The sequence below is a fragment of the Vibrio alginolyticus NBRC 15630 = ATCC 17749 genome (assembly GCF_000354175.2).
GTDB lineage: Bacteria > Pseudomonadota > Gammaproteobacteria > Enterobacterales > Vibrionaceae > Vibrio > Vibrio alginolyticus.
Map to the genome: position 1 here is coordinate 1,545,796 of NC_022349.1, position 23,696 is coordinate 1,569,491.

Here is a 23,696-nt window from a genome sequence, read left to right on the forward strand (position 1 = left end):
AAAAACAGTATAAATCAAATCTACCTGAAGAGAAATGGGCGTGTTTAAGCGAACGTCAATCTCGAAGCATTACGTCCAATTGATCGACTAATTCGGCCCAATCTGCATCTTCTTCGATGGCTTGTTTTAGAAAGTTCGCCTGTGACATCGTCCAAAAGCTAGCTTCATGTAAAGGCGCAGAATCTCTTTTGTGTCGATGTTGATTAATAAAATCTTTCATTTCTTGAGGAGAGCTACCGAGGCCCAGTTGTTGAAATAGCTCAGCCATACCATGTTGATGCATTTCCATACTACTTTCTCCCTACGTTAGCTAAACATAATTATATAACTAAGACAGGAATAATGATGTGATGTTAACGGATGCGTGTCAAACATTTGAGTAGTTGTTCTACTTTTGGTTGACATGTGTTTTTTGATGGCGATAAGTTTAATTTTAGTTATCATTGATTTTAAACAATTAATTTTGGGGACTGCGCTTGAGTAATAAGATTCTGGTTGTTGAAGATAGTCGTGCATTTAAAAACTTTCTTTGCCAAACAATAAGCCAAGCTGGTTATGAGGTCATCGCAGCGGAAAGCTACGCGGAGGCAAAGAACTTGTTATCTTCAGCACAGGACCTCTTCTGTGCGGTTTTAGACTATTGTTTACCGGATGCTCAAGATGGCGAGATTATTGACCTCGTTTTGGAACATGGTCATCGTGTCATTGTTTTAACGGCTCGATTTCAAGAAGACACTCGCGAAAAGATGCTTGCAAAAGGTGTCCTCGACTATATTTTGAAAGACAGCATGGCGTCCGTTTCCTATCTATTACCACTCCTCAAGCGACTAACCAACAATCAACAACACAAATGTTTAGTCGTTGATGATTCACACACCGTAAGAAGACACATTGCCCAACTTTTGGAGCATCAATATATTCAGACGTTGGAAGCTGACAATGGGCAAAAAGCCCTAGAGCTTGTCGAGCAAAATCCAGATATCACTCTCGTTTTAACCGACCATGATATGCCCGTTAAAGATGGCATTACTATGGTGCGTGAATTACGTCGGAGGTGGGATAAAAATCAATTAGCCATTCTCGGCTTGTCGGGTAGTAACTCTAAGACCATGACGGCTAGGTTTCTAAAAGCAGGGGCCAATGACTTTTTATACAAGCCATTTAATCAAGAAGAATTTTTTTGCCGTATTCACCAACTGTTAGATATCAAAGACGCAACATCTGAACTGTTTAAAATGGCAAATCAAGATGCGCTAACGGGCTTATGGAACCGCCGCTTTCTGTTTGAGCAACCCCATGTAGAAAACGCTCAAAGAAACATCGCGATGCTTGATATCGATTTCTTTAAGCAAGTAAATGATACACACGGACATGAGGGCGGCGATGCAGTGTTAGTCATGATAGCGAATATTCTAAAAATCTATTTTCCAAATGATATTGTCGCTAGGCTTGGTGGCGAGGAGTTTTGTATTCAAGCCAGTGGCGACTATGACGGCTTTCTAACACGCTTAGAACAAATGAGACAGCGCATAGAAAAAACGCCAATAACTTATTTGGACAAAAACATTCTTGTGACCGCGAGTATTGGTGTAAGCAACATCGAGGGGGAGCTGGAACAACAAATAAAAGTGGCGGATGAGCGACTTTACATGGCCAAAGAGAACGGACGTAACCAAATCATTTCTTCGTCCTAATGACTATCAGTGTGGTCTTGCTCTGTAACATGAGAGAAAGAAACAACAAAACACGGTATTGGGCTCTTTCTCGGACATCTGAGCTTTGGTTAGCTGCCTAAAAATAAAGCTCAGCAGAACGCTGAGCTTTATCACTTTCTTAGTACGATTAACCAATACTAAGCAATTCTATCTTTTTCCCACGCCGCCAATTTCTCAGCACGCGCAGCCTCGCGCGCTTCACGTTTTTTACGCGCATCGCAGGGTTCTGGACAATTACACACTTTTTCGATGCCAACTGCCCCTAAGCCACCACAGCTACCTTTCACGACTTTCTTTTGGAAAATGTATCCGACAGCCATTGCAGTGATTACCGCGACAAACACAGCAAAGGTAATTAGAAATGTATTCATAAAAACATGCTCACTTCTGTTGTTATTTCTTCATGAATGGCTTGTATGCTTCCGAAGCCAACTCTTTAAAACCATCTTCCGTTTTCACAATCATGAAAACAGGAATATTATTTTCGTTCGCAATTGCCATGCCTTTGTCTTCACCTAGCACCATAAGACCAGTTGCAAGACCATCAGCAGTCATCGACGATTTATCTAATACCGTTACAGACACCACTTTATGATGAATTGGTTTGCCTGTTCGTGGATTAATAATATGAGAGTATCTCACACCATTACTCTCAAAGTAATTACGATAGTCACCACTTGTTGCAATTGCCATGTCGCCTGGTTCAATAATTTCTTGAATTGAACGTTCATCAACGGTCGGTTTTTCAATTGCGATACGCCAAGGCACACCTTCACGATTGACACCTTTGAGACGCATTTCACCGCCAACTTCGACCATAAAGTTCTGTACCCCTTCAGATTGAAGGTAGTCAGCAACCACGTCAACCCCCAACCTTTCGCAATCGTCGATAGGTCGACGTACAAGTTAGGAAGGTCTTTGGACAGTGTATTACCATCAACAGATAGGTGGTGAATACCGGTATTTGCTTTGCGAGCAGCGAGTTCTTCATCGGTTGGAACTACATCTGGACGAGCTTCTGGACCAAACCCCCACAGGTTAACTAGAGGGCCGACCGTCACATCCAATGCACCTAAAGTAAGACCGTTAAGGCGAATTGCTTCTTTCACTACCGTTGCAGTTTGTGTCGAAACTGTAAATGGCTCGCTCGTTTGATGCTGATTAAAACGACTTAACTCTGAGTCGTCACGATAGGTCGACATTTGGTCATTAACCTCTTCCAATAAGCGATCAATTTCTGTCTGCATCGCTTTTGGCGTTGGAATACCATCTTGCTCGATATACTTGATGTTGTAAGAAGTCCCCATGGTAGGGCCACTTAAATGAATTTGATCGGCAGGCTGCTCACAGCCAGCCAAAATCAATAGAGAAGCAAATGCAACAAGCCACTTTTTCACTTGTTAACTCCCAATGTTGTTGAATTGATATGGGAAATAGGATCAATCCTTTCAATCCGATTACCTATATCAACTGTTGAGTATCAGTTTTATGTCTATAAAAAATAATGGCTAGCTCTCTTGGAGAGCTAGCCATAGATTCAATCACTTGGAGGAATTAACCACCGAAGTCATCTAGTAGGATGTTTTCATCCTCTACACCTAGATCTTTTAGCATGCCGATTACAGCAGCGTTCATCATAGGTGGACCACACATGTAGTATTCACAGTCTTCTGGCGCTTCGTGATCACGTAGGTAGTTCTCGTAAAGAACGTTGTGAATAAAGCCAGTGTAACCATCCCAGTTATCTTCTGGAAGTGGATCAGACAGTGCACAGTGCCATACGAAGTTGTCATTCTCAGCTTGTAGCATATCGAAGTCTTCTACGTAGAACATTTCACGCTTAGAACGTGCGCCGTACCAGAAAGACATCTTACGCTTAGAGTGCAGACGCTTAAGTTGGTCGAAGATGTGTGAGCGCATTGGAGCCATACCAGCACCACCACCAACGAATACCATTTCTGCATCTGTATCTTTCGCAAAGAACTCACCAAATGGACCAGAAATAGTACACTTGTCGCCTTCTTTTAGAGACCAGATGTACGAAGACATGATGCCTGGTGGTACGTCTGGGTTGTTCGGCGGCGGAGTTGCGATACGAACGTTAAGCATGATGATACCGTGCTCTTCTGGGTAGTTAGCCATAGAGTATGCACGAATGGTCTCTTCATTAACTTTAGACTCGTAACGGAAAAGGTTGAACTTCTCCCAGTCTTCACGGTATTCCTCAGGAATATCGTAGTCTGCGTATTTCACGTGGTGAGCAGGAGCTTCAATCTGGATGTAACCACCAGCACGGAAAGGTACTGATTCGCCATCTGGAATTTGTAGCTTAAGCTCTTTGATGAATGTCGCTTTGTTATCGTTAGAGATAACAGTACATTCCCACTTCTTAACGCCGAAGATTTCTTCAGGAAGCTCGATATCCATGTCAGTTTTCATTGCAACCTGACACGCTAGACGCTCACCTTCACGCGCTTCACCTTTAGTAATATGGTCAAGCTCGGTTGGTAGGATGTCGCCACCACCTGATTTAACTTTTACGCGACACTGACCACATGAGCCACCGCCACCACAAGCAGAAGATACGAATACGCCAGCACCTGCTAGAGCACTCAGTAGCTTACCACCTGGTTGTGTAACGATCGCCAGAGAAGGGTCATCGTTCACAGAAATTGTAATGTCACCTGTTGGTACAAGCTTAGACTTAGCGAAAAGAATCACTAGTACTAGTGCTAGTACGATCAGAGTAAACATCACTACACCAAGAATAATGTCCATTGACTATTCCTTAATTGTTGCGGTTTACCCGACTTACAGTTGAACACCAGAGAAAGACATAAAGCCTAACGCCATAAGACCTACAGTGATAAATGTGATACCAAGACCACGTAGACCTGGAGGTACGTCAGAGTACTTCATCTTCTCACGGATACCTGCAAGAGCAACGATTGCTAGCATCCAGCCCACACCAGAGCCGAAACCGTAAACGATCGATTCAGCAAAGTTGTAGTCACGTTGTACCATGAAAGATACACCACCGAAGATTGCACAGTTTACTGTGATCAGCGGTAGGAAGATGCCTAGCGCGTTGTACAAAGGTGGGAAGAAACGGTCTAGGACCATCTCTAGAATCTGTACAAGTGCTGCAATTACACCGATAAAGGTGATGAAGTTTAGGAAGCTAAGGTCCACGCCCTCAACTAACGCGTTCTCTCTCAGAACTAGGTTGTATACCAGGTTGTTCACAGGAACAGCGATAGTCAGAACTACCACAACTGCAACACCTAGGCCGAAAGAGGTCTTAACCTTCTTAGATACGGCAAGGAAAGTACACATACCTAGGAAGAAAGACAGAGCCATGTTTTCGATGAAAATCGATTTAACTAACAGACTAATGTAATGTTCCATGACGTCCTTACTCCTTCGCTTCTACTTGTTCTGGTTTCAGAATACGGATTACCCAGATAAGGAAGCCGATTAGGAAGAATGCTGATGGTGCTAGTAGCATTAGGCCGTTAGGCTGGTACCAACCACCGTTGCTCACTAGAGGTAGAACTTCTAGACCAAATAGTTTGCCTGAGCCAAATAGCTCACGGAAGAAACCTACAGTGATAAGAACGAAGCCGTAACCTAGACCGTTACCAATACCGTCAATAAGAGATGGTACTGGCGCAGACTTCATTGCGAATGCTTCAGCACGACCCATTACGATACAGTTAGTGATAATCAGACCAACGAATACAGATAGCTGTTTAGAGATATCGTATAGGTAAGCTTTTAGCACTTGGTCTACCACGATTACTAACGATGCGATGATTGCCATCTGAACGATGATACGCACACTGTTAGGAATGTGGTTACGGATCAATGAAACAGAGAAGTTAGACAACGCAGTTACAAATGTTACCGCTAGTGTCATTACAAAAGCTGTTTCTAGTTTAGTTGTTACTGCAAGAGCAGAACATACACCAAGAACTTGTAGCGCGATTGGGTTGTTATCCAACACTGGCGCTAGGATGCTCTTTTTAACGTTTTGTGCACTAGACATTAGTTAAGTTCTCCGTCACGAACTTTTGCTAGGAAAGGACCAAAGCCCATATCACCTAACCAGAAGTCAAATGTGTGTTGAACACCATTACTAGTGAGCGTCGCTCCTGATAGGCCATCAACACCGTGCTCAGAACCTTGCGGTGCGCCGCCTTTCACGACCTTAATCGCTGGCTGGTGATCTTCATTGTACAATTTCTTGCCAATGAATTGATCGCGCCATGAAGGGTTCTCTACTTCACCACCAAGTCCAGGAGTTTCACCTTGCTCGTAGTAAGTAATAGCAGACACAGTGTTACCATCAGTTTCAACGGCTACAAAGGCATACATCATCGACCATAGTCCTTTACCGTGCATAGGCAGGATAACTTTTTGGACTTCATCTTGATCTTTTACAAGGTACACCACTGCTGTATTCGCGCGACGACGGATATCAGCTACGTCTTCTTCTGGTGTCAATGCGATTGAACGTTCTGCATCTTTTGATGCTTCACGTTGATCGTACGTAGATGCATTACCCTCAGTAAAGTTACCTGTTTCAAGGTCTACTAGACGAGGTTCGATGTACTCAGCAAATAGCTCTGGTACTTTCTTACCGTTTGCGTCAATGCCTGCAACTTCAACGATCTTTGATTGCTTATCTAGGACAGCGTTAGCTTTTTGCTTATCACGCAGACCTACTGCTGCTGTTGATACGATGATTGAACAAACAAGGCTCAACCCGATAACAACACCCAGCGTCTTTTTAATGCTGTCGTTATTACTTGCCATAGCGTGCTAGTCTCCGCTTGATGTTCTTCTCAATCACTACATGGTCGAACAGAGGTGCGAATAGGTTCGCGAATAGAATCGCCAGCATCATACCTTCTGGGTACGCTGGGTTAACTACACGGATCATCACACACATTGCACCAATCAGGATGCCGTACCACCATTTACCTTTGCTAGTAAATGACGCTGATACTGGGTCCGTTGCCATGAAGAACATACCGAATGCAAAACCACCTAGAACTAGGTGCCAGTGCCATGGCATATTAAACATTGGATTAGTGTCAGAACCGATCACGTTAAACAGAGTCGATACTGCGATCATACCGATCATCACACCCGCAATGATGCGCCATGAAGCGATTCGCATGTAAACGATCATCGCTGCACCGATCATTAGAGCTAGAGTCGATACTTCACCAATAGAGCCAGGGATGTTACCGATGAACGCGTCCATCCAAGTGATAGGAGCGCCAGTTACTGTGTTAACTAGAGCACCGTTACCACCTTGAGCCCATTGGCTAAGAGCAGTTGCACCAGAGAAGCCGTCAGCTGCAGTCCATACTACGTCACCCGAAATTTGCGCTGGGTAAGCGAAGAATAGAAATGCACGACCTGCAAGTGCAGGGTTAAGGAAGTTACGACCTGTACCACCGAAGATCTCTTTTGCTACAACAACACCAAATGTGATACCTAGTGCCGCTTGCCATAGAGGTAGCGTTGGTGGAACGATAAGTGCGAATAAGATAGAAGTTACAAAGAAACCTTCGTTAACTTCGTGTTTACGCACCATACAGAACAACACTTCCCAGAAGCCACCAACAATAAATACTGTTGCGTAGATTGGCAGGAAGTAAGTCGCACCTAGTAGCATCTTACTGCCAACACCCGCTTCCGCACCGATAGTGCCGCCAAGCATTTCTGTTAGCCAGTAGTGCCAGTTACCTGCGATAACTGTCGCTAGTTGGTCACCAGCGTACATGTGGTTAAGTGCTGCAATAGCTTGGCCACCTGCGTTGTACATACCCCAGAACATTGCTGGGAATACCGCAAACCAAACCATGATCATGATACGTTTTAGGTCAACGCTATCACGAACGTGCGAGCTTTTATTTGTTACGATACCTGGCGTGTAAAAAACTGTTGCTACAGCTTCGTACAGGGCAAACCATTTTTCGTGTTTGCCACCAGGCTCAAAATGATGCTCGATGTCTTCAAGAAACTTTTTAAGAGCCATGAAAATTACCCTTCCTTCTCGATAGTATCTAGGCATTCACGAAGTAACGTACCGTACTCGTACTTACCTGGACATACAAAGGTACACAATGCTAGATCTTCTTCATCCAGTTCAAGCGCACCCAGTGCTTGAGCACTGTCTGTGTCGCCGGCACATAGATCACGAAGCAGCAAAGTAGGCTCCATATCTAGAGGCATTACGCGTTCGTAGTTGCCAATTGGAACCATTGAACGATCACTACCATTGGTCGTCGTTGTCATATTGAACAACTGACCTTTGAATACGTGACCAAGGAAAGAGCGAGTTACCGAGAACTTATTCTTACCAGGCATTGCCCAGCCAAATAGTTCTTTTTCACGGCCTTCACGTAATACAGAAACCTGTTGATGGTAACGGCCAAGGTATGCGTGTGGACCAGTTGCATGTGTACCTGTTAGTACTGAACCAGAGATCACACGAACTTCGCCAGGCATCAGCTCGTTATCTGTTAGGTCATCTAAGCTTGCACCCATTACGGTACGAACTAGACGAGGGTTATTCACAACTGGGCCAGCTAGAGACACAACACGATCTGTGCATAGCTCACCAGTTAGGAACAGCTTACCGAACGCGATAACGTCTTGGTAGTTGATGCTCCATGCCACATTCTCTGCATTTACTGGGTATAGGAAATGCATGTGGGTGCCAGCAAGACCTGCTGGGTGAGGGCCATCGAAGACGTGTTCTTCTACGTTAGACTGTGAAGAGCGTGGCAAGCTAGTGCCAGATTTACATACGTAAACCTTGCCTTCTGTCAGGGCTGAAAGAATGTCTAGACCAGCAATGAATGCTTCTTGTTGCTCATTAATGATCAACTCAGGCTTAGCTGCTAGTGGATTAGTATCCATTGCAGTTACGAAAATAGCCTTAGTAGAAGACTCGATTGCAGGAACCTTGCTGAACGGACGAGTACGTAAAGCGGTCCATAAGCCAGAGTCAACCAACTGAGTCTTGATCACTTCACGATCTAGACCTGAAAGTTGAGCGGCTTCGAACTTATCAAATGTCACCTGCTCTTCACCTGCCACTTCAATCACTACAGATTGAAGGACACGTTTAGCGCCACGGTTAACTTCGATCACTTTACCGGCTGCTGGTGCAGTAAATTTCACGCCTGGGTTCTTTTTATCTTCAAAAAGAACTTGCGCTTTTTTCACTTCATCACCAACGCGGACATGCATGGTAGGTCGCATGCCAACGTACTCTTCGCCAAGCAAGGCGACTTTTTTGATGGTCTTACCATCATTAATCACCTGGGATGGAGTTCCTGCGATAGGAAGATCCAAGCCCTTCTTTATTGTAATCATACGCACTTGCACTACTTTTATCGGGAAAAAGATTCTTTTGATTGCGTAACTTTTAGACACGACATCAGTGTCCGGTTTTGATGTTGTTTTAAACATCAAAATCGCAACATCCTATTAAAAATCTCGTCACAAGGAATACGCGAGATTTATCAGGTGCCGTAGTCTAGCATTTTTTAGGAACTTGATGCCATGATCAATCATTAGAATAGAGGGGTTATTTCGGTAGAATCAGGTCTAAAAGGTCAAAGAATAGTCATAACTTTGACCCATCGCACAAATGCCATATTCCATACATATCTTATGGAAAAGTGATATTCATCGCCTGAAATATTCTGCAATTTCCATTCATTTGTTGAAACACTGTTAACACATTTTTTAACCAGAATTTGTTTCACGTTAACGTCCCTTAAGAATGTAAAACGAAAAAAGATGGCCTTAAGCCACCTTTTCTCTGCACCTTTATATCTTGCGTTTTTAGTGACCACCACCCATACACATCGGGCTATCAGGGGCGCCATCTTGTTCACGCTTCCACTCTTCATCAGTGTATGTATGAATAGCTAATGCATGAATGTGGTTGTCCAGTTCATCTGCCAAAATTTGATGAACTTGACGATGGCGCCCAATCAAACGCTGTCCCGCGAACGAATCACTCACAACAATCACTTTGAAATGACTCTCTGAGCCTGGTGGCACATTATGCATGTAGCTCTCATTAATGACTTTGAGATAGCTGGGTTGCAGCTCACTGTGTAGTTTCTTCTCTATGATTTCTTGGATCATATTCGTTCCTCATTGATGCGAATTCCATAAGTATATACCTAAGTAAAGCAGACATGCATCACTCAAACGTCACTCTCATTATTGACGCACTTTGTAGACATATTGTCTCAAGGCGCTTGACTCCACGAACATGTCTAAAGAGCAGCCATCACTGAACTCGTAAAATTTGACAGCTTTTTGTATCTCGACACGTCATCATTTGCGACAATAACACTTAATTTCTAAATCAACTTACATTTAGCTATGAAAACCGAACTGAACCTTCACGAGCGAAGCTTAACACTTCATCGTTTCCCAAAACGTAGTAACGAAACGCTACAAGCGTGGGATGCCGGTGATGAGTATCTTATTAATCATGTTGAAGAGCTTGCTTTGCCAGACAATCAAAACATCCTCGTGATTAATGACAGCTTTGGTGCCCTCTCCTGCTGGTTTTCGGAAAAGCACCATGTAACGCTAATGAGTGATTCATTCATCTCACATAAAGGTGCACAGCAAAATCTCGAGCAAAACCAGTGCAATAAAGTAGCGTTTGCCACCACGATGGACCTCGTTCCTGCCAATATTGATCTCGTCTTGCTGCAACTGCCCAAAAGTAACCGCCATCTAGTGTGGATACTAAGCCAATTAAGAAAGGCGCTACCGGCTTCCTGCCCCGTCATTGCAGTCAATAAAGCGAAAGACATTCATACTTCGACGCTAAAACTGTTTGAAAAATACTTAGGCGAAACAAAAACATCTTTGGCCTGGAAAAAGCACAGATTGGTGTTTTCTCAAGCAACAGTTGAGCCTACGATTGAAGTAATGCCTTTCACGACTTGGCGCGTTGATGGCGAAGATATCGAACTCAAGAACATGCCAAATGTCTATTCAGGAGAAAGTTTAGATTTAGGTGCACGCTTTATGCTGCAGCACCTGCCTCAAGACCCTTCAATAGACAATGTCATCGACCTCGGCTGCGGCAATGGTGTTCTGTCTGTTAAATTTGGTCAGTTGAATCCAAATGCTCGGCTAACATGTGTTGATGAAAGCTTTATGGCGCTTGAGTCGGCAAAACAGAACCTACGCGACAACCTTGGTGAAAATAGAGACATACAGTGCATAGCGAACAATTGCTTGGACGGTTTTAAACACTGCAGCAGCTCTATGGTTATGTGTAATCCACCGTTTCATCAACAACAGGCAATCACCGATCATATTGCTTGGCAAATGTTCTGCGATGCTAAACAAGTATTAAGTGAAAATGGCCGTTTACTGGTTATCGGAAATCGTCACCTCGGGTACGACGCAAAACTCAAACGTCTGTTTGGCGATAAAAATGTGAAACTTATCGCTTCCAACAATAAGTTTGTGATTTTACAGGCTACAAAAAATCCTGCTAAATTAAGCGCAAAATAAGCTTTAGCAAAATAGTTAAAAGGAATAATAAAATGAGAAAATTGGTACTTGCGGCTTCGGTTGCGTTGCTTGCTGCGTGTTCAGCCCCTCAACAACCTCAGCTGAACCTGATGCCAGAAAGCACATTGAGCACCAATCCAATTGTTCAAGGCAAGACTTACAGTTTGACCAGCAAAGATGTACGTGCAGCGCAGTACGTGGCGTTGGTGGATAACGGCCGTTCGAACATTCTTCCTCTTCATGCTAAACAGAATTTACGTATTGCGTTAGAAGAAGCATTAGAGAAGCAATTCTCATCTCAAGGTTTCCATGCGGATCTAAACAGCAACAACGCGATTGAATTGAGCGTTCAAGAAGCGTTGGTCAACGTGAAGCATTCGGTGATGGAAAATGAGATGGATGCTAAAGTTGTGCTGGAAATCACAGCAGAGACACCTGAGGGCAAGCTAGTCAAAACTTATACAGGTACAGCAAAGCGATCTGGCACATTGAGTGCTTCTGATGCCGATATTGAAGAGACATTGAATGATGTGGTGACATTGACGCTTAAAGAGATTGCCAATGACCCTGAGCTTCGTCAATACATGCAGGAGCGTTTCTAATGTTACGCAAAGCGATTCTGTCCTTAGCACTACTCAGCTGCAGCGTTTGGGCTGGACCAAAAGTAGCGTTTGAAACGACACTTGGTTCATTTACGGTTGAGTTAAACGAAGAGAAAGCACCTATCACTGTCGCTAATTTTCTAAAATATGTAGAAGATGGGAGCTACGAGGGTACTATATTTCATCGTATTATCCCAGGCTTCATGGCACAAGGTGGCGGCTTTAACCAAGATATGCAGATGGTGAAAACATACGCGCCAATCAAAAACGAAGGAAATAATGGTCTAAACAATGACCGTGCTACCATCGCCATGGCACGAACCAATGCACCAAACTCTGCAACTCGTCAGTTTTTCGTCAACTTAGTCGACAATGACTTTCTCAACTATGGCGCTCGACCACCAGGTTATGCTGTATTTGGTGAGGTTACTGAGGGGTTCGACGTTATCCAGAAAATGGCTCAGCAGCCGACCACGACGGTAGGCCGAATGCGTGATGTACCAGAGACGCAAATCGTCATCACCAAAGCTACACTACTTAAATAGCCAAAACGATAAGCCCTTTGAATAATCGAAGGGCTTTCTCTTTCAACGGCTTCATTTTATTGGATTGATTTATGTCTTCATTACCTTCCATCACTTGGTTGGAAACGGTAAAAAGTTACCTCGATAAACGACTCATGTGGGTTTTCATGCTGGGCTGCTCTAGCGGCTTTCCGTGGGTTCTTATCGGTTCAAACATGTCAGGTTGGCTAAAAGATGCCGGCTTGACCCTCTCCGCAATTGGCTATTTTGGTAGCGTTTTTGCGGTCTATGCGATCAACTTTCTGTGGGCACCTCTGGTTGACCGCGTGAAGCTGCCAGTCCTCTTTAGACTGCTGGGGCAAAGACGTAGCTGGATTTTCTTTTGTCAAAGTATCGTACTCGTCGCTACCCTATTTATTGCCGGTGTTAATCCAGCGGAAAACTTGGTGTTTGCGTCACTACTCGCCTTGTGTATTGCAACGGCTTCAGCGACACAAGACATCGCAATTGATGCTTTTCGTATTGATACTTTCCCAAAGTCAGAAGAGTCTAAACTGCCTCAAGCTTCTGCAATGGCGGTCATTGGCTGGTGGACAGGTTATTCACTACCGGGTTATTTAGCGTTTGTTAATGCTGACAGTGTCGGTTGGAATGGTGTGTATTACGGGATGGCGGTGATAGTCGGCATTCTAATGGTCTTTACGATTTTAGTCGGTGAACCTAAGACTCAACGCGAACAACTTCAGTCTGCCGCTGAACAACGCCACAAAGAAGTGGTTGGTTCGAAAGTCGTAGCTTGGTTTACCGTGACTGTTGTGGAACCTTTCCTTGATTTCTTTAATCGCAATGGTGTCCGTGTCGCGATTACTCTGTTGCTGTTCGTTTTCCTATTTAAAATTGGCGAAGCGTTTTTGGGCAGGATGTCGATCGCGTTCTACAAAGATATTGGTTTTAGCAATGAACAAATTGGCTATTACTCCAAACTGATTGGTTGGGGAGCCACCATCTTCTTTACTTTTGTCGGAAGCATGTTCAACGTTAGGTTTGGTATTGTACGTGGATTAATGATCGGTGGTATTGCTATGTCTGCCAGTAACTTGATGTTTGCTTGGATTGCTTCGGTAGGCCCAAACGAGCACTTGTACTTAGCCACGATTATTGTCGATAACTTTACGACTGCTTTCTCAACTGTCGCTTTTGTTTCATTTTTGACGATTCTAACCGGACAAGCATTTTCGGCAACTCAGTATGCGTTGCTTGCTTCTCTAGGAAACTTCGGACGGACGACTCTTGCTTCTTTCAGTGGCGAGCTAGTGGATTATCTTAATGATTGGAGCACATTCTTCGTGCTTACCGCTGTCATGGTCGTGCCAAGCTTGATTATGTTGTACTCGCTACGACATTACTTTGATGCTCTATTGGAAAAAGCACGTCACAAGCATTAACGAAACATATAAAAAACCACCGAATTCGGTGGTTTTTGTTTTGCGAGATATAAGATAAGAGGTCTATGGGTATAACCCTTTACCAAACATATTAAATATACGTGCCACGCCTTGAGTAAAGATCATCGGCTCAGTCAATACGGTTAAACACAAGCAGTCTTCTCCGGCCTTAGTGTAAGGGCTGTGCTTCACTGATGCGTCTCTAATCATCAAATCGCCCTGTTCATATTGGCCATCCTCGTCACTAAATCCGCCATGCAGGATCAATGTAGACTCCAGGCCTTTGTGCGTATGTTGAGGAATTTGCACATCTTCCCCGATGTACATTAAGCTGACACGAGCGTCTTCCCCTAGGTCAATCTGAGCACTAAAAACCTTGCCTCCGTAACTTCTCCATGACCCTACGAGGTCAGAGAAACGCGCTAGAGTTTTAGGAAGAGCGAAACTTTTTCCTGCGACATTAACAGCAGCAGAGTCGCGGATCACGATATTATCAGTCGCTGGCTCCGCATTGATGATGTCATTAAACATGTCGTCAAATTCAGAAACATACTCAGAAGGTATGTCACTTACGATGTTCGCTTGACTTGCTTCGACTTGGTTCACATAAGCTCGGCACTTGGTGCATGTTTCTAAATGGGTTGCGACCACAAGACCAGAAACCGCATCAATGCTTCCCGAAGCGTATGCTTCTAACAAGCTGTTATCTGGGTGTTTGTTCATAGTTGCTCCGTATGCATTGAATGCCTTAGCTTTTCTACTGCAAGCCTCAGCCTGGATTTTACAGTACCGAGGGGTATATCAAATAATTCCGCGACCTGTTGATGAGGTAGCTCTTCAAGATATACCGCTTGTAAAACATCTCTCTGGTTTTTCGGTAATATATCTAAAAACTTAACCACCTGTTCTTTCAACATATCTTGTTCTGGTGAATAGTGATCAACAAGATCAGGTGGATAATACTCTGACGGCCAAATGTCATCAGAATGAATGTGTAATTCCTTACCTTTCTGTTTTCTCAGCAAATCAAAACAAAGGTTTCGGATTATGGTATATATCCAAGTCGATAACGCGCTCTTTTCACCATCATAGAGGTGCGCTTTCTGCCAAACTGTCGCCATGGTCTCTTGCACCATCTCCATAGCAACTTGCTCATTACCAACATGTTTGTAAGCGAATTGCTTCAGCTTGGGTGCGTAAAAACGGAATACAAAAGCGAACGCATCTTTGTCTCGAGCCTTCACTTTATCCATGTAATCGTTCCAATCACTGCGCCCCAGTTTTTTCGGGCTATCACTCATCATAATCGGCCTTAATTTGTGGGAGGAGTCTCCTCCTCCCATTCGTCCTAATCGGTCACGTCATCGACCAACAAGTTGAAACCACCGTTGTTCCCATCATCAATGGCAACGACTTGGTACACAACACCGTTCATTACATTGACTGGTGCTGAGTCAACCGCAACAATACTTGGGTTACCAGCCACTGTTACCGTTACATAATATGTACCTTCAGCGACATATAATCCTTGTACGCTATTTTTATACGCAAAATTAGCAATAGTTGGATCACTTCCATCTATTCCTGCACTCGTAGTGAGGTAAATATCCACCATTTCCGCTATAGGATTAGCCGCAGCGTGTGTCACATTCAATGTCGCGCTAGTCGCCACAGCGCGTCTCATATCTTCAACAACCAGAGCTTCGATATCAATCGCTGGGCTAACAACACCGACTGCATAAACACTGTAATCCATTCCACCTGCAACCATTAACCCGTCAACATCTATGATCGGATTGGTTGTTGTGCCATCCACGTAAAAGTCAATATCGTAAGCGCCAGCAGCAAGATCCAAATAACCACGAATCTCTTTGAACGCTAAGTCGGCAAGAGGAGCGAAGGCCGCCCCGTTAACGTTAACATCGACGACTGGCGCTCCATCGACAAGGTGTCCGACTCTTACTTCAGCTTGGCTGCCCATATCTTCAATTATAGAAGAGCCCGAACCGTCCAACACCAAGAGTTTGACAGGTGACGTGCTATTCGAATCTCCTGTGCCGATAGCGGCAATCGTCAAGTTGGAATTAGCCGCAAGAGGTACTGTGCCGGAGTCAAAAGCAACGCTGTCTCCTACGGCAAGTCGAACTTGATACTCACCAGCTGGGATGTTCAATACGTCGGTAGAAGCTTTGTAAGCAAGGTTAGTTATTGGAGTCGCGCTAGCAAGAGCAACACCTGGCTCAGTGACATAAAGATCAACAGCAGGAACGCCTGAAGCTGCATGAACAACTTGAACATCTAGACTATTGGCATCAGCCATTGAATCGGCGCTGCGAGTCACAACTAAAGGCTCAACTGGGTTTGGCGAACCATCGGCATCGCCAACAACGAACACGTTATAATTGAGGTCGGAATCAAGATCTAGTTCTGTTTTGGGTATTACGGTCGCGGTTTCATTACCTGGGAGCTGAACATCGACCTGAATCGAATTCATCCCCTCTCGCAATTTAACGTAGCCAGATCCCACACCATAATCAACATTCGTTAATGATGGTTTATCGTTGATCCACACATTTGCAAGCGGCGCATCAGAAGACGCGTGCACTGCTTGTAAATTGGAATACTCGATAGTGTCACTGTCGGAGCCACACGCCGCCAGTCCTAATGCCGCCACCATAGTTAGCGCAGCTCTGCCAAATCCTTTCATATCCTTGCCTCTTTGTTAGTCGGGGCTTCTATGGCTTCTGTCAGAAATTGCAACGCAGGAATGCAGTTCTCTGCGCCAACGAGCTGTTCGAACAGATTGCAGTCTAAAGGAAGTAATTCAAGCCAGCGCTGGGTCACCCAAGCTGAGTCATCGTAAAAACGATGCTGGTAGAGGTTTCCAAGTTGAGGAAACTCTTCATAAACATGGGATAACTGCTGGCTTAAATAGAAGAAATCTGGTGAGTTGTCTGGATGTTGCCAATTGTCTAACCATTCGACCTCTGCATGGCGTAAGCCGTCCGCATCTGCACGAACTCGTTTGACAACAAAGCGTTTCTCACCAGCGACTGTAATACCAAGAAGACCATCACTGAGTGTTTCAAAATCAACAATCCTGACCAAAGTTCCGATAGATGAAACGTTACCCACGTCTTTAGGGTCACCTTCACTTCCTACTAGGCAAACTCCAAAACCCACATTTTGTAGGCTGCATTCCTTTACCATTCGCTTATATCGTGGCTCAAAAATGCGCAGATTCATTTTACCTTCAGGGAGTACAACTGAAGTGAGTGGGAATAACATGACTTCTTTCATTCAAACGTCCTCTTTGATTCACGGATACATACGAATCCCTTATCACTCCGATCACTAACGATTTATGTTGGTTAATCGACTGGCTTAAAAAGTCATAAAATCGCTCACGCAAACGATCCAAATCACACATTTATTGCAATAAAATGCAACAAACAAAAAGTTCCGTAAATAAAGATAATTTCGTGATGCAACTCACCAAAAACGTTTCATTTTGCACCCTTTATCACTTTCATTTGGGATTTTTATCGCTATTATTCCCGCCAATTGGAAAGCGCAGCACAGATTGCGTGTTCTGAATCATTACAAACATAGAGAGTCCCCTTATGCGTAAATCACTTTTAGCTCTTAGCCTTCTAGCGGCTACTTCAGCTCCAGTTATGGCGGCAGATTACTCTGACGGCGATATTCACAAAAACGATTACAAGTGGATGCAATTTAACCTAATGGGTGCATTTGACGAACTTCCAGGTGAGTCTTCACACGACTACCTAGAAATGGAATTCGGCGGCCGCTCTGGTATCTTCGACCTTTACGGCTACGTTGATGTATTCAACCTAACTTCTGATCCAGGTAGCGACAAAGCTGGCGCAGAGAAGATCTTTATGAAATTCGCTCCACGTATGTCTCTAGATGCGGTAACTGGTAAAGACCTATCTTTCGGTCCAGTTCAAGAGCTATACGTTGCAACTCTAATCGAGTGGGGTGGTAACTCTGGTGTTAACTCTCAAAAAATCGGTCTAGGTTCTGACGTAATGGTTCCTTGGTTTGGTAAAGTTGGTGTTAACCTATACGGCACTTACGACGGCAACAAAAAGGATTGGAACGGTTTCCAAATCTCGACTAACTGGTTCAAACCATTCTACTTCTTCGAGAACGGTTCATTCATTTCTTACCAAGGCTACATCGATTACCAATTCGGTATGGATGATGATGCTGGTAACAAGTTTGGTTCAACCGCGTCAAACGGTGGTGCAATGTTCAACGGTATCTACTGGCACTCAGACCGCTTCGCAGTGGGTTACGGTCTAAAAGGTTACAAAGACGTGTACGGTATCAAAGATACTGATGGGTTCAAGTCAACTGGCTTTGGCCACTACCTTGCTGTAACTTACAAGTTCTAATTGAACCACTAAGTTTGCTCAAAAATGGCGCCTTTCGGCGCCATTTTTATTTGCTTTCCTTTTTTCCCTCATTATCCTTGCAGCAAACCTTTTTAATGAGAGCGTTTGGTGAATATCCTTATCCTCGGTCCAGGTGCGGTGGGCTCACTCTGGGCAACAAAATTTAAGCTTGCCGGGCACAATGTTTCATTGTGGGGAAGAAGTTCTGAAAGCCAACAATCACTTCAGTTGGATGACACACCCGCAATCGTATTCAGTAATCAAGATATTTCCTCCGTAAATAAAGCAGATCTCATTTTGATCACGGTAAAAGCTTGGCAAGTGGAAGACGCCATTCAGCCTTTGCTCCCTCATATCAATACAGACACGATTATCATGCTGATGCACAATGGTATGGGTACTGCCTCTGCCTTGGAGAAGGTTGTGCCAAACAATCCGATAGTGCTCGCAACAACGACGCACGGCGCATACAAACCAGATAACCAACACGTATTGCATACCGGTCACGGAACAACGCAAGCGGGTGGTTATAATGACAAAGGAATGCAGTGCGCTTTTCTGCAAGATGTTATGCATCATGCTCTTCCAGAGGTCATTTGGAATCCACACATCCAATCTGCGTTATGGACTAAGTTAGCAATTAACTGCGCGATTAACCCACTGACTGCGATTCACCAGTGTAAGAATGGTGAGCTTGCGCAGCCCGAGTTTAAGATACAACTCGAAAGCATCACTCAAGAACTGGTTGAAGTAATGAGTAAAGAAGGTATTGCTATCGAGTTTCGCTCTCTTTTCGATACGGTAATGCAAGTGGTGAACGCCACAGCTGAGAACTATTCTTCAATGAGGCAAGACGTATTCCATCAACGTCGAACGGAAATTGATTTTATAACCGGATACTTGTTAAAGGCTGCCGAGAAACATCGTATCAATACGCCTGAGAATTTAAAACTTTACCAACGCATCAAACAAATAGAACAAAGCTGGACAGAACAATGAGTAAGAAAATCTTAGTGCCAATAGCTCCAGGCACCGAAGAAATGGAAGCCGTCACCGTTATCGACATGATGGTTCGCGCGGGTTATGACGTTACAGTAGCGAGTGCTGCTTTTGATGGCTCATTGACGATGAAAGCTTCTCGCGGAGTCACACTAACTGCCGATTGTAAGCTAGTCGATATCGCTGATGATGAGTTTGACGCCATAGCGCTTTCTGGTGGTGTTGGTGGTGCAGAAATTTTTCGTGATAGCACGGTGATGATAGAAATCCTTAAGCAGCACATCTACGAGGGAAAATTGGTCGCTGCTATCTGCGCAGCACCGGCGTTGGTATTGCAACACCATGATCTTTTCCCACAATCACTGATGACCTGTCACCCGAGCTTTCAGTCACATATCCCGGAAGAGAAGTGGCGCAGCAAACGCGTGACCTTTGATATCAACCACAACCTGATCACCAGTCAAGGTCCGGGTACAGCTTTAGAGTTCGCGATGGAAGTAATCATTCAACTCTCAGGTAAAAAACACGCATGGTCAGTTGCTGAACCAATGATCCCTCTGCCTACTCTGCACTACCACAAGCTTGGTGAAGAATAATGTTTGACGTAAATGCTGTACGCGAGCAATTTCCTGCTCTAAACCAATCCGTCAACGATACGCCCTTAGTGTATCTAGATAGCGCAGCGACAACGCAAAAACCGCAATGTGTGATTAATGTCATCAGTCATTACTACAGTGCGCAAAATGCCAATGTTCACCGTGGCAGCCATAGTTTAACGGCTAATGCCACCAGCCAATTTGAAGCGGCACGAGAACGAGTGGCAAGCTTTATTGGTGCAAACAGCTCTAAAGAGATCATTTGGACACGGGGCGCAACCGAAGCACTGAACTTAATTGCTCAAACCTACGCCCGTAGCACGTTACAACCAGGTGATGAGATCTTGATTAGCGAGATGGAGCACCACGCCAACATCGTGCCCTGGCAAATCGTGGCAGAGCAAACGGGTGCTAAAGTCATTAAAGTTCCGATGACATCAGATTGCCAGTTCGACATCAGTGCATTTGAGGCGCTTCTGTCTGACCGCTGTAAAATTGTTGCTTGCGCGCAAATAACCAACGTAACAGGCACACGCCAACCTATCGAAAAAATCACTGAACTGGCGCACAACGTTGGCGCGGTTATTGTAGTTGATGGCGCGCAAGGCATCGTACATGAGCAACTTGATTTATCGGCATCAGATATCGATTTCTACGTTTTCTCAGGTCACAAACTTTATGCACCAGCAGGCATTGGGGTTTTATACGGCAAGCTTAAACTTTTGGAAGCCATGCCACCATGGCACGGCGGCGGTAAAATGGTTGAACGTGTTTCTTTCGAGAAAACGACGTTTTCTGCACTTCCTGGTAAATTTGAAGCGGGCACACCAAACGTTGCGGGCGCGATTGCTCTAGCGAAAGCCATTGAGTGGTACCAAGGTTTTAACCATCACGAAGTAGAGGATCATCTCCATGTGCTTCAGGATAAGGCCTACCAAGCACTAAGCGCTTTGGATGACATCCATATTCTAGGCTATCAACCGAATGCCTCTGTACTGACGTTCGTCATGGACGGCGTTCATCACCAAGACATGGCGACGCTGCTCGATCAACAAGGCATTGCGGTACGAGCAGGACACCACTGCGCTCACCCATTGATGGATGCGCTAAACGTTAAAGGCACGGTACGCGTTTCTTTTGGTATTTATAACACGGCTGAAGATGTGGATAGACTCATCGCCGCCGTAGAAAAAGCCGTCGACATGCTATAACGCCAACGGTTTGATTTGGAGTAACCAACAAGGTTACTCCATCTGCCTATCCAGAGTCGCCACGCAATTTCTGCCATTTCTTTTCGCAGCATAAAGCGCTTTATCTGCATGCGCATACAAACGTTTGGTGGTTTCATTTCTGCCTATTTCCACCACGCCTACACTCACCGTGACCGGAATTTCAATCTTTTCAAATTCGAACTGACAATTTTGAATGTGGGAACGTACTTCCTCTCCTACCTCTTTCGCCGCCGACAGAGAAGTTTCTGGCAAAATAATCGCAAACTCCTCCCCTCCGACTCTTGCAAAAATTTCGTCTTTGACGAGTAAGTGAGAAACCAAATCAGCTAAGCTCTCTAAGACATAATCCCCCGCATCATGACCACGTTTATCATTGATGACTTTAAAAAAGTCCAAATCAAACAATAACAACGCGGAGTGATAATCTGGAGCTTGGGATTTAATAACTTCTTCTGTGAGCTTTTCGAAAAAAACACGTCGGTTGTAGATATTGGTGAGAGCATCTATTTGGCTTTGATGGCGAAGAAGGGTTTCAACTCGGTGGCGATTGGAGATGTTGCGTGTAAGAATAAGGACAACGCGACGACCTCGGTATTTTATAGCGAGTGGGCAGATCTTGCCTTCGTAGTATAGGTCGCCTCTTGGTCCACTGTTGGCATCTATTCCCTGAATGCTGTCGGCGCACATCTTGTACTCGATCGTCACAATACTGTCTTGTTTCAGTGATCGACTGATCTGCTCGATAAACCAGTCGGCTTTATCTTTTTCAAGTACGCTGTGAAGTGTCTTACCTATCAAATTGCTTCCATCGTGATAGGCTTTTTTATCTGTTCCTCCAAAAACATCAATATAGATACCATCTTCACTCAGAATAAAAGTGGGGTCTGGCATTCCGGATAATACGTCTTGCGCATGTTCCAAGGTGAATTGCATATAGGGAGGTTCCTAGCGTTTGTACCTAAATATCCCAATCGCCTCCAAATGCGTGTCAGCATTGGGGAACAGGAGCGAATGAGGCATATGTCTACTATCTAATATAGACAAATTTTAAATACAATTGAGTTTATAAAAACCAAGTGGGCAATATAATGAACCAGGATCAATAGAAAGGTTAATTAACACTAAAATAGTCGACTATTTGCATACTTTTTATCCATATGCAAAAAATGTCTCAACTCAGATACAAAAAAGCGCCAAACAGCTAGGTTATTCGGCGTTTTTAAGAATTGGGAAAATGACTCGTTACACGGCGGTTTGCTTAATCTGCTCTACAATAGCTTTCAAGCCATTACCACGTGACGGGCTTAAATGGGAGACAAGCCCCAGTTGATCAAAATAAGCATCAATATCAAATACTTGAATTTGATCGGCCGTTTTTCCGTCATAAGCCGCCATCACCAAGGCAATCAATCCACGGACGATACGCGCATCGGAGTCCGCACAAAAATGCCAAACGCCATCTTGCTCTTGGCTCACTAACCACACCAAGCTTTCACAACCCGAAACGGTAACTTGTTCTGATTTCAGCTCTTCTGGCATTTGTGGCAGCTTTTTACCCCACTGAATAACCTGACGGTAACGATCTTCCCAGCCTTGAAGTTGCTGCATAGTCGCTACAATGTCTTCGCTGGTGATATCTGTACCAAATGGAGAAACGGGAAAATCTGTCATGATGCGCTCTTCTTCTAGTTTACTTCTTATATTTTGAAATCAACTTCTCAACGATTCGCGATACCGCGACAAAGCCAAACGTTGCAGTTACAACAGTCGCCGCACCAAAACCGCTAGCACAATCCATACGTTTTGGGCCTTCCGCTGTCGACTTCACACCACACACTGAACCGTCTGCTTGAGGATACTTCAGCTGCTCGGTTGAAAACACGCAATCAATACCAAACTTACGAGCCGGATTCTTAGGGAAGTTATGATGACGACGCAAGGTGTCTTTGATTTTCTTCGCTAGAGGATCTTGGATCGTTTTCGTTAAATCAGCGACCATGATCTGCGTTGGGTCAACCTGACCACCAGCGCCCCCCGTAGTGATCACTTTGATCTTGTTGCTGCGGCAATACGCCAACAAAGACGCCTTCGCTTTTACGCTGTCAATCGCATCTAGCACGTAATCAAACTCTTTGCTTAAGTACTCATGTTGATTGTCTGGCGTGATGAAATCATCAATCAGGTTGACTTTACACTCTGGGTTGATCAATTTGACACGCTCGGCCATCACTTCAATTTTGCTTTGGCCAACGGTGCCCGTCATCGCATGAATTTGGCGGTTAATATTCGTGACACAAACATCGTCCATATCAATCAGAGTCAGCTCACCGATCCCGGTACGGGCCAGCGCTTCGACCGCCCATGAACCCACGCCACCAATACCAATAACACAAACGTGTGCAGCGCGAAGAATGTCCACTTCACTGTTGCCATAAAGACGACGAGTGCCGCCAAAGCGTTGATTGTAGCTGTCAGATGCTGGGGTATCGAGTTCACGCATATTGAAGTCCAGATGATCGATAGAAAAACAAAGAGTGCGATTTATACGCACTCTTTGATGAAATGTCTAGATAAGAGGCGGTT

General features: G+C 44.5%; 25 protein-coding genes and 1 pseudogene. 9 read left to right on the forward strand and 17 right to left on the reverse strand.

The window, feature by feature from the left end; translation table 11 throughout:
* Positions 1-55 precede the first annotated feature (55 nt).
* The gene (locus N646_RS06995) at positions 56-289 is read right to left on the reverse strand and encodes a DUF2789 domain-containing protein (protein ID WP_005380277.1); all 234 of its coding nucleotides are present in this window, start codon (positions 287-289) and stop codon (positions 56-58) included.
* A 187-nt stretch (positions 290-476) separates the two neighbouring features.
* Between N646_RS06995 and N646_RS07000 the strand changes: the two genes are divergently transcribed.
* Complete coding sequence (locus N646_RS07000; RefSeq protein ID WP_017820770.1) at positions 477-1,694, forward strand: response regulator; 1,218 nt, start codon at positions 477-479, stop codon at positions 1,692-1,694.
* A 158-nt stretch (positions 1,695-1,852) separates the two neighbouring features.
* Here N646_RS07000 and nqrM read toward each other — a convergent pair whose 3' ends face one another.
* From nqrM to bolA, 9 genes and pseudogenes are all read right to left on the reverse strand, one after another.
* Positions 1,853-2,086 (reverse strand): (Na+)-NQR maturation NqrM, encoded by a 234-nt coding sequence (gene nqrM / locus N646_RS07005; RefSeq protein ID WP_005380273.1) that lies wholly within the window; start codon positions 2,084-2,086, stop codon positions 1,853-1,855.
* Positions 2,087-2,108: 22 nt separating this feature from the next.
* Positions 2,109-3,022: pseudogene (locus N646_RS07010) on the reverse strand (FAD:protein FMN transferase).
* Positions 3,023-3,269: 247 nt separating this feature from the next.
* Positions 3,270-4,493, reverse strand: a complete 1,224-nt coding sequence (gene nqrF / locus N646_RS07015; RefSeq protein ID WP_005380271.1) for an NADH:ubiquinone reductase (Na(+)-transporting) subunit F — start codon at positions 4,491-4,493, stop codon at positions 3,270-3,272.
* Between the two features lie 33 nt (positions 4,494-4,526).
* Complete coding sequence (gene nqrE, locus N646_RS07020) at positions 4,527-5,123, reverse strand: NADH:ubiquinone reductase (Na(+)-transporting) subunit E (RefSeq protein WP_005380270.1); 597 nt, start codon at positions 5,121-5,123, stop codon at positions 4,527-4,529.
* 7 nt (positions 5,124-5,130) lie between these two features.
* On the reverse strand, positions 5,131-5,763 hold the full coding sequence (locus tag N646_RS07025) for an NADH:ubiquinone reductase (Na(+)-transporting) subunit D (protein ID WP_005380269.1): 633 nt from the start codon (positions 5,761-5,763) through the stop codon (positions 5,131-5,133).
* On the reverse strand, positions 5,763-6,533 hold the full coding sequence (locus N646_RS07030) for a Na(+)-translocating NADH-quinone reductase subunit C (RefSeq protein WP_005380267.1): 771 nt from the start codon (positions 6,531-6,533) through the stop codon (positions 5,763-5,765). The genes N646_RS07025 and N646_RS07030 overlap by 1 nt, the downstream gene beginning before the upstream one ends.
* Positions 6,523-7,767, reverse strand: coding sequence for an NADH:ubiquinone reductase (Na(+)-transporting) subunit B (locus tag N646_RS07035; protein ID WP_005380265.1), 1,245 nt, complete (start codon positions 7,765-7,767; stop codon positions 6,523-6,525). The genes N646_RS07030 and N646_RS07035 overlap by 11 nt, the downstream gene beginning before the upstream one ends.
* A 5-nt stretch (positions 7,768-7,772) precedes the next feature.
* Positions 7,773-9,113, reverse strand: coding sequence for a Na(+)-translocating NADH-quinone reductase subunit A (locus N646_RS07040; RefSeq protein ID WP_005380264.1), 1,341 nt, complete (start codon positions 9,111-9,113; stop codon positions 7,773-7,775).
* A gap of 474 nt (positions 9,114-9,587) precedes the next feature.
* Positions 9,588-9,896 (reverse strand): transcriptional regulator BolA, encoded by a 309-nt coding sequence (gene bolA, locus N646_RS07050; RefSeq protein WP_005380262.1) that lies wholly within the window; start codon positions 9,894-9,896, stop codon positions 9,588-9,590.
* A gap of 243 nt (positions 9,897-10,139) precedes the next feature.
* On the opposite strand from bolA, the gene N646_RS07055 reads away from it, so the two are divergent.
* The 4 genes from N646_RS07055 (at position 10,140) to N646_RS07070 (ending at position 13,865) form a co-directional block, all read left to right on the forward strand.
* Positions 10,140-11,294 (forward strand): methyltransferase, encoded by a 1,155-nt coding sequence (locus N646_RS07055; RefSeq protein ID WP_017820772.1) that lies wholly within the window; start codon positions 10,140-10,142, stop codon positions 11,292-11,294.
* A gap of 32 nt (positions 11,295-11,326) precedes the next feature.
* Positions 11,327-11,896 carry a YajG family lipoprotein gene (locus N646_RS07060; RefSeq protein ID WP_005380259.1) on the forward strand — a complete coding sequence of 190 codons (570 nt, stop codon included), beginning with the start codon at positions 11,327-11,329 and terminating at the stop codon, positions 11,894-11,896.
* Positions 11,896-12,441 carry a peptidylprolyl isomerase gene (locus N646_RS07065; RefSeq protein ID WP_005380258.1) on the forward strand — a complete coding sequence of 182 codons (546 nt, stop codon included), beginning with the start codon at positions 11,896-11,898 and terminating at the stop codon, positions 12,439-12,441. The genes N646_RS07060 and N646_RS07065 overlap by 1 nt, the downstream gene beginning before the upstream one ends.
* Positions 12,442-12,512: 71 nt before the next feature.
* Positions 12,513-13,865, forward strand: coding sequence for an AmpG family muropeptide MFS transporter (locus N646_RS07070; RefSeq protein WP_005380257.1), 1,353 nt, complete (start codon positions 12,513-12,515; stop codon positions 13,863-13,865).
* Positions 13,866-13,928: 63 nt separating this feature from the next.
* Here the strand turns inward: N646_RS07070 and N646_RS07075 are convergent, their stop codons facing one another.
* From N646_RS07075 to N646_RS07090, 4 genes are read right to left on the reverse strand one after another with little or no spacing between them, the layout of a single operon-like run.
* Positions 13,929-14,588 carry a ChrR family anti-sigma-E factor gene (locus N646_RS07075; protein WP_017820773.1) on the reverse strand — a complete coding sequence of 220 codons (660 nt, stop codon included), beginning with the start codon at positions 14,586-14,588 and terminating at the stop codon, positions 13,929-13,931.
* Positions 14,585-15,169, reverse strand: a complete 585-nt coding sequence (locus N646_RS07080; RefSeq protein ID WP_005380255.1) for an RNA polymerase sigma factor — start codon at positions 15,167-15,169, stop codon at positions 14,585-14,587. Before N646_RS07080 ends, N646_RS07075 begins: the two co-directional genes overlap by 4 nt.
* A gap of 44 nt (positions 15,170-15,213) precedes the next feature.
* Complete coding sequence (locus N646_RS07085; protein ID WP_017820774.1) at positions 15,214-16,572, reverse strand: DUF4397 domain-containing protein; 1,359 nt, start codon at positions 16,570-16,572, stop codon at positions 15,214-15,216.
* Positions 16,569-17,165, reverse strand: coding sequence for an LON peptidase substrate-binding domain-containing protein (locus N646_RS07090; RefSeq protein ID WP_005380253.1), 597 nt, complete (start codon positions 17,163-17,165; stop codon positions 16,569-16,571). The genes N646_RS07085 and N646_RS07090 overlap by 4 nt, the downstream gene beginning before the upstream one ends.
* A gap of 323 nt (positions 17,166-17,488) precedes the next feature.
* Between N646_RS07090 and N646_RS07095 the strand changes: the two genes are divergently transcribed.
* From N646_RS07095 to csdA, 4 genes are all read left to right on the forward strand, one after another.
* Entirely contained in the window at positions 17,489-18,286 is a 798-nt protein-coding gene (locus N646_RS07095; RefSeq protein WP_005385292.1) for a nucleoside-specific channel-forming Tsx family protein, read from the forward strand.
* A gap of 108 nt (positions 18,287-18,394) precedes the next feature.
* Complete coding sequence (gene panE, locus N646_RS07100; RefSeq protein WP_017820775.1) at positions 18,395-19,285, forward strand: 2-dehydropantoate 2-reductase; 891 nt, start codon at positions 18,395-18,397, stop codon at positions 19,283-19,285.
* Complete coding sequence (locus N646_RS07105) at positions 19,282-19,881, forward strand: DJ-1 family glyoxalase III (protein WP_006742560.1); 600 nt, start codon at positions 19,282-19,284, stop codon at positions 19,879-19,881. The genes panE and N646_RS07105 overlap by 4 nt, the downstream gene beginning before the upstream one ends.
* Positions 19,881-21,092 (forward strand): cysteine desulfurase CsdA, encoded by a 1,212-nt coding sequence (gene csdA / locus N646_RS07110; RefSeq protein WP_017820776.1) that lies wholly within the window; start codon positions 19,881-19,883, stop codon positions 21,090-21,092. Before N646_RS07105 ends, csdA begins: the two co-directional genes overlap by 1 nt.
* A 33-nt stretch (positions 21,093-21,125) precedes the next feature.
* Here csdA and N646_RS07115 read toward each other — a convergent pair whose 3' ends face one another.
* From N646_RS07115 to tcdA, 3 genes are all read right to left on the reverse strand, one after another.
* A complete protein-coding gene (locus tag N646_RS07115; protein ID WP_017820777.1) occupies positions 21,126-22,046 on the reverse strand; it encodes a sensor domain-containing diguanylate cyclase in 921 nt (306 codons plus the stop codon).
* A 309-nt stretch (positions 22,047-22,355) separates the two neighbouring features.
* Positions 22,356-22,784: a cysteine desulfurase sulfur acceptor subunit CsdE gene (csdE, locus tag N646_RS07120; RefSeq protein ID WP_017820778.1), complete on the reverse strand. Its 429-nt coding sequence runs from the start codon at positions 22,782-22,784 to the stop codon at positions 22,356-22,358.
* Positions 22,785-22,803: 19 nt separating this feature from the next.
* Complete coding sequence (gene tcdA, locus N646_RS07125) at positions 22,804-23,613, reverse strand: tRNA cyclic N6-threonylcarbamoyladenosine(37) synthase TcdA (protein ID WP_005380241.1); 810 nt, start codon at positions 23,611-23,613, stop codon at positions 22,804-22,806.
* Positions 23,614-23,696: the final 83 nt, after the last annotated feature.

Bases quoted from the DNA above. Each gene is read 5' to 3' on its own strand.
- N646_RS07095 (WP_005385292.1), top strand. From the start codon at position 17,489: ATGCGTAAATCACTTTTAGCTCTTAGCCTTCTAGCGGCTACTTCAGCT.
- N646_RS07105 (WP_006742560.1), top strand. From the start codon at position 19,282: ATGAGTAAGAAAATCTTAGTGCCAATAGCTCCAGGCACCGAAGAAATG.
- nqrM (WP_005380273.1), bottom strand. From the start codon at position 2,086: ATGAATACATTTCTAATTACCTTTGCTGTGTTTGTCGCGGTAATCACT.
- csdE (WP_017820778.1), bottom strand. From the start codon at position 22,784: ATGACAGATTTTCCCGTTTCTCCATTTGGTACAGATATCACCAGCGAA.
- N646_RS07085 (WP_017820774.1), bottom strand. From the start codon at position 16,572: ATGAAAGGATTTGGCAGAGCTGCGCTAACTATGGTGGCGGCATTAGGA.
- N646_RS07025 (WP_005380269.1), bottom strand. From the start codon at position 5,763: ATGTCTAGTGCACAAAACGTTAAAAAGAGCATCCTAGCGCCAGTGTTG.
- N646_RS07075 (WP_017820773.1), bottom strand. From the start codon at position 14,588: ATGAACAAACACCCAGATAACAGCTTGTTAGAAGCATACGCTTCGGGA.
- N646_RS07090 (WP_005380253.1), bottom strand. From the start codon at position 17,165: ATGAAAGAAGTCATGTTATTCCCACTCACTTCAGTTGTACTCCCTGAA.
- nqrE (WP_005380270.1), bottom strand. From the start codon at position 5,123: ATGGAACATTACATTAGTCTGTTAGTTAAATCGATTTTCATCGAAAAC.
- N646_RS07030 (WP_005380267.1), bottom strand. From the start codon at position 6,533: ATGGCAAGTAATAACGACAGCATTAAAAAGACGCTGGGTGTTGTTATC.
- nqrF (WP_005380271.1), bottom strand. From the start codon at position 4,493: ATGGACATTATTCTTGGTGTAGTGATGTTTACTCTGATCGTACTAGCA.
- N646_RS07035 (WP_005380265.1), bottom strand. From the start codon at position 7,767: ATGGCTCTTAAAAAGTTTCTTGAAGACATCGAGCATCATTTTGAGCCT.
- N646_RS07060 (WP_005380259.1), top strand. From the start codon at position 11,327: ATGAGAAAATTGGTACTTGCGGCTTCGGTTGCGTTGCTTGCTGCGTGT.
- csdA (WP_017820776.1), top strand. From the start codon at position 19,881: ATGTTTGACGTAAATGCTGTACGCGAGCAATTTCCTGCTCTAAACCAA.
- tcdA (WP_005380241.1), bottom strand. From the start codon at position 23,613: ATGCGTGAACTCGATACCCCAGCATCTGACAGCTACAATCAACGCTTT.
- N646_RS07055 (WP_017820772.1), top strand. From the start codon at position 10,140: ATGAAAACCGAACTGAACCTTCACGAGCGAAGCTTAACACTTCATCGT.
- bolA (WP_005380262.1), bottom strand. From the start codon at position 9,896: ATGATCCAAGAAATCATAGAGAAGAAACTACACAGTGAGCTGCAACCC.
- N646_RS07115 (WP_017820777.1), bottom strand. From the start codon at position 22,046: ATGCAATTCACCTTGGAACATGCGCAAGACGTATTATCCGGAATGCCA.
- N646_RS07065 (WP_005380258.1), top strand. From the start codon at position 11,896: ATGTTACGCAAAGCGATTCTGTCCTTAGCACTACTCAGCTGCAGCGTT.
- N646_RS07040 (WP_005380264.1), bottom strand. From the start codon at position 9,113: ATGATTACAATAAAGAAGGGCTTGGATCTTCCTATCGCAGGAACTCCA.
- N646_RS07070 (WP_005380257.1), top strand. From the start codon at position 12,513: ATGTCTTCATTACCTTCCATCACTTGGTTGGAAACGGTAAAAAGTTAC.
- N646_RS07080 (WP_005380255.1), bottom strand. From the start codon at position 15,169: ATGATGAGTGATAGCCCGAAAAAACTGGGGCGCAGTGATTGGAACGAT.
- N646_RS06995 (WP_005380277.1), bottom strand. From the start codon at position 289: ATGGAAATGCATCAACATGGTATGGCTGAGCTATTTCAACAACTGGGC.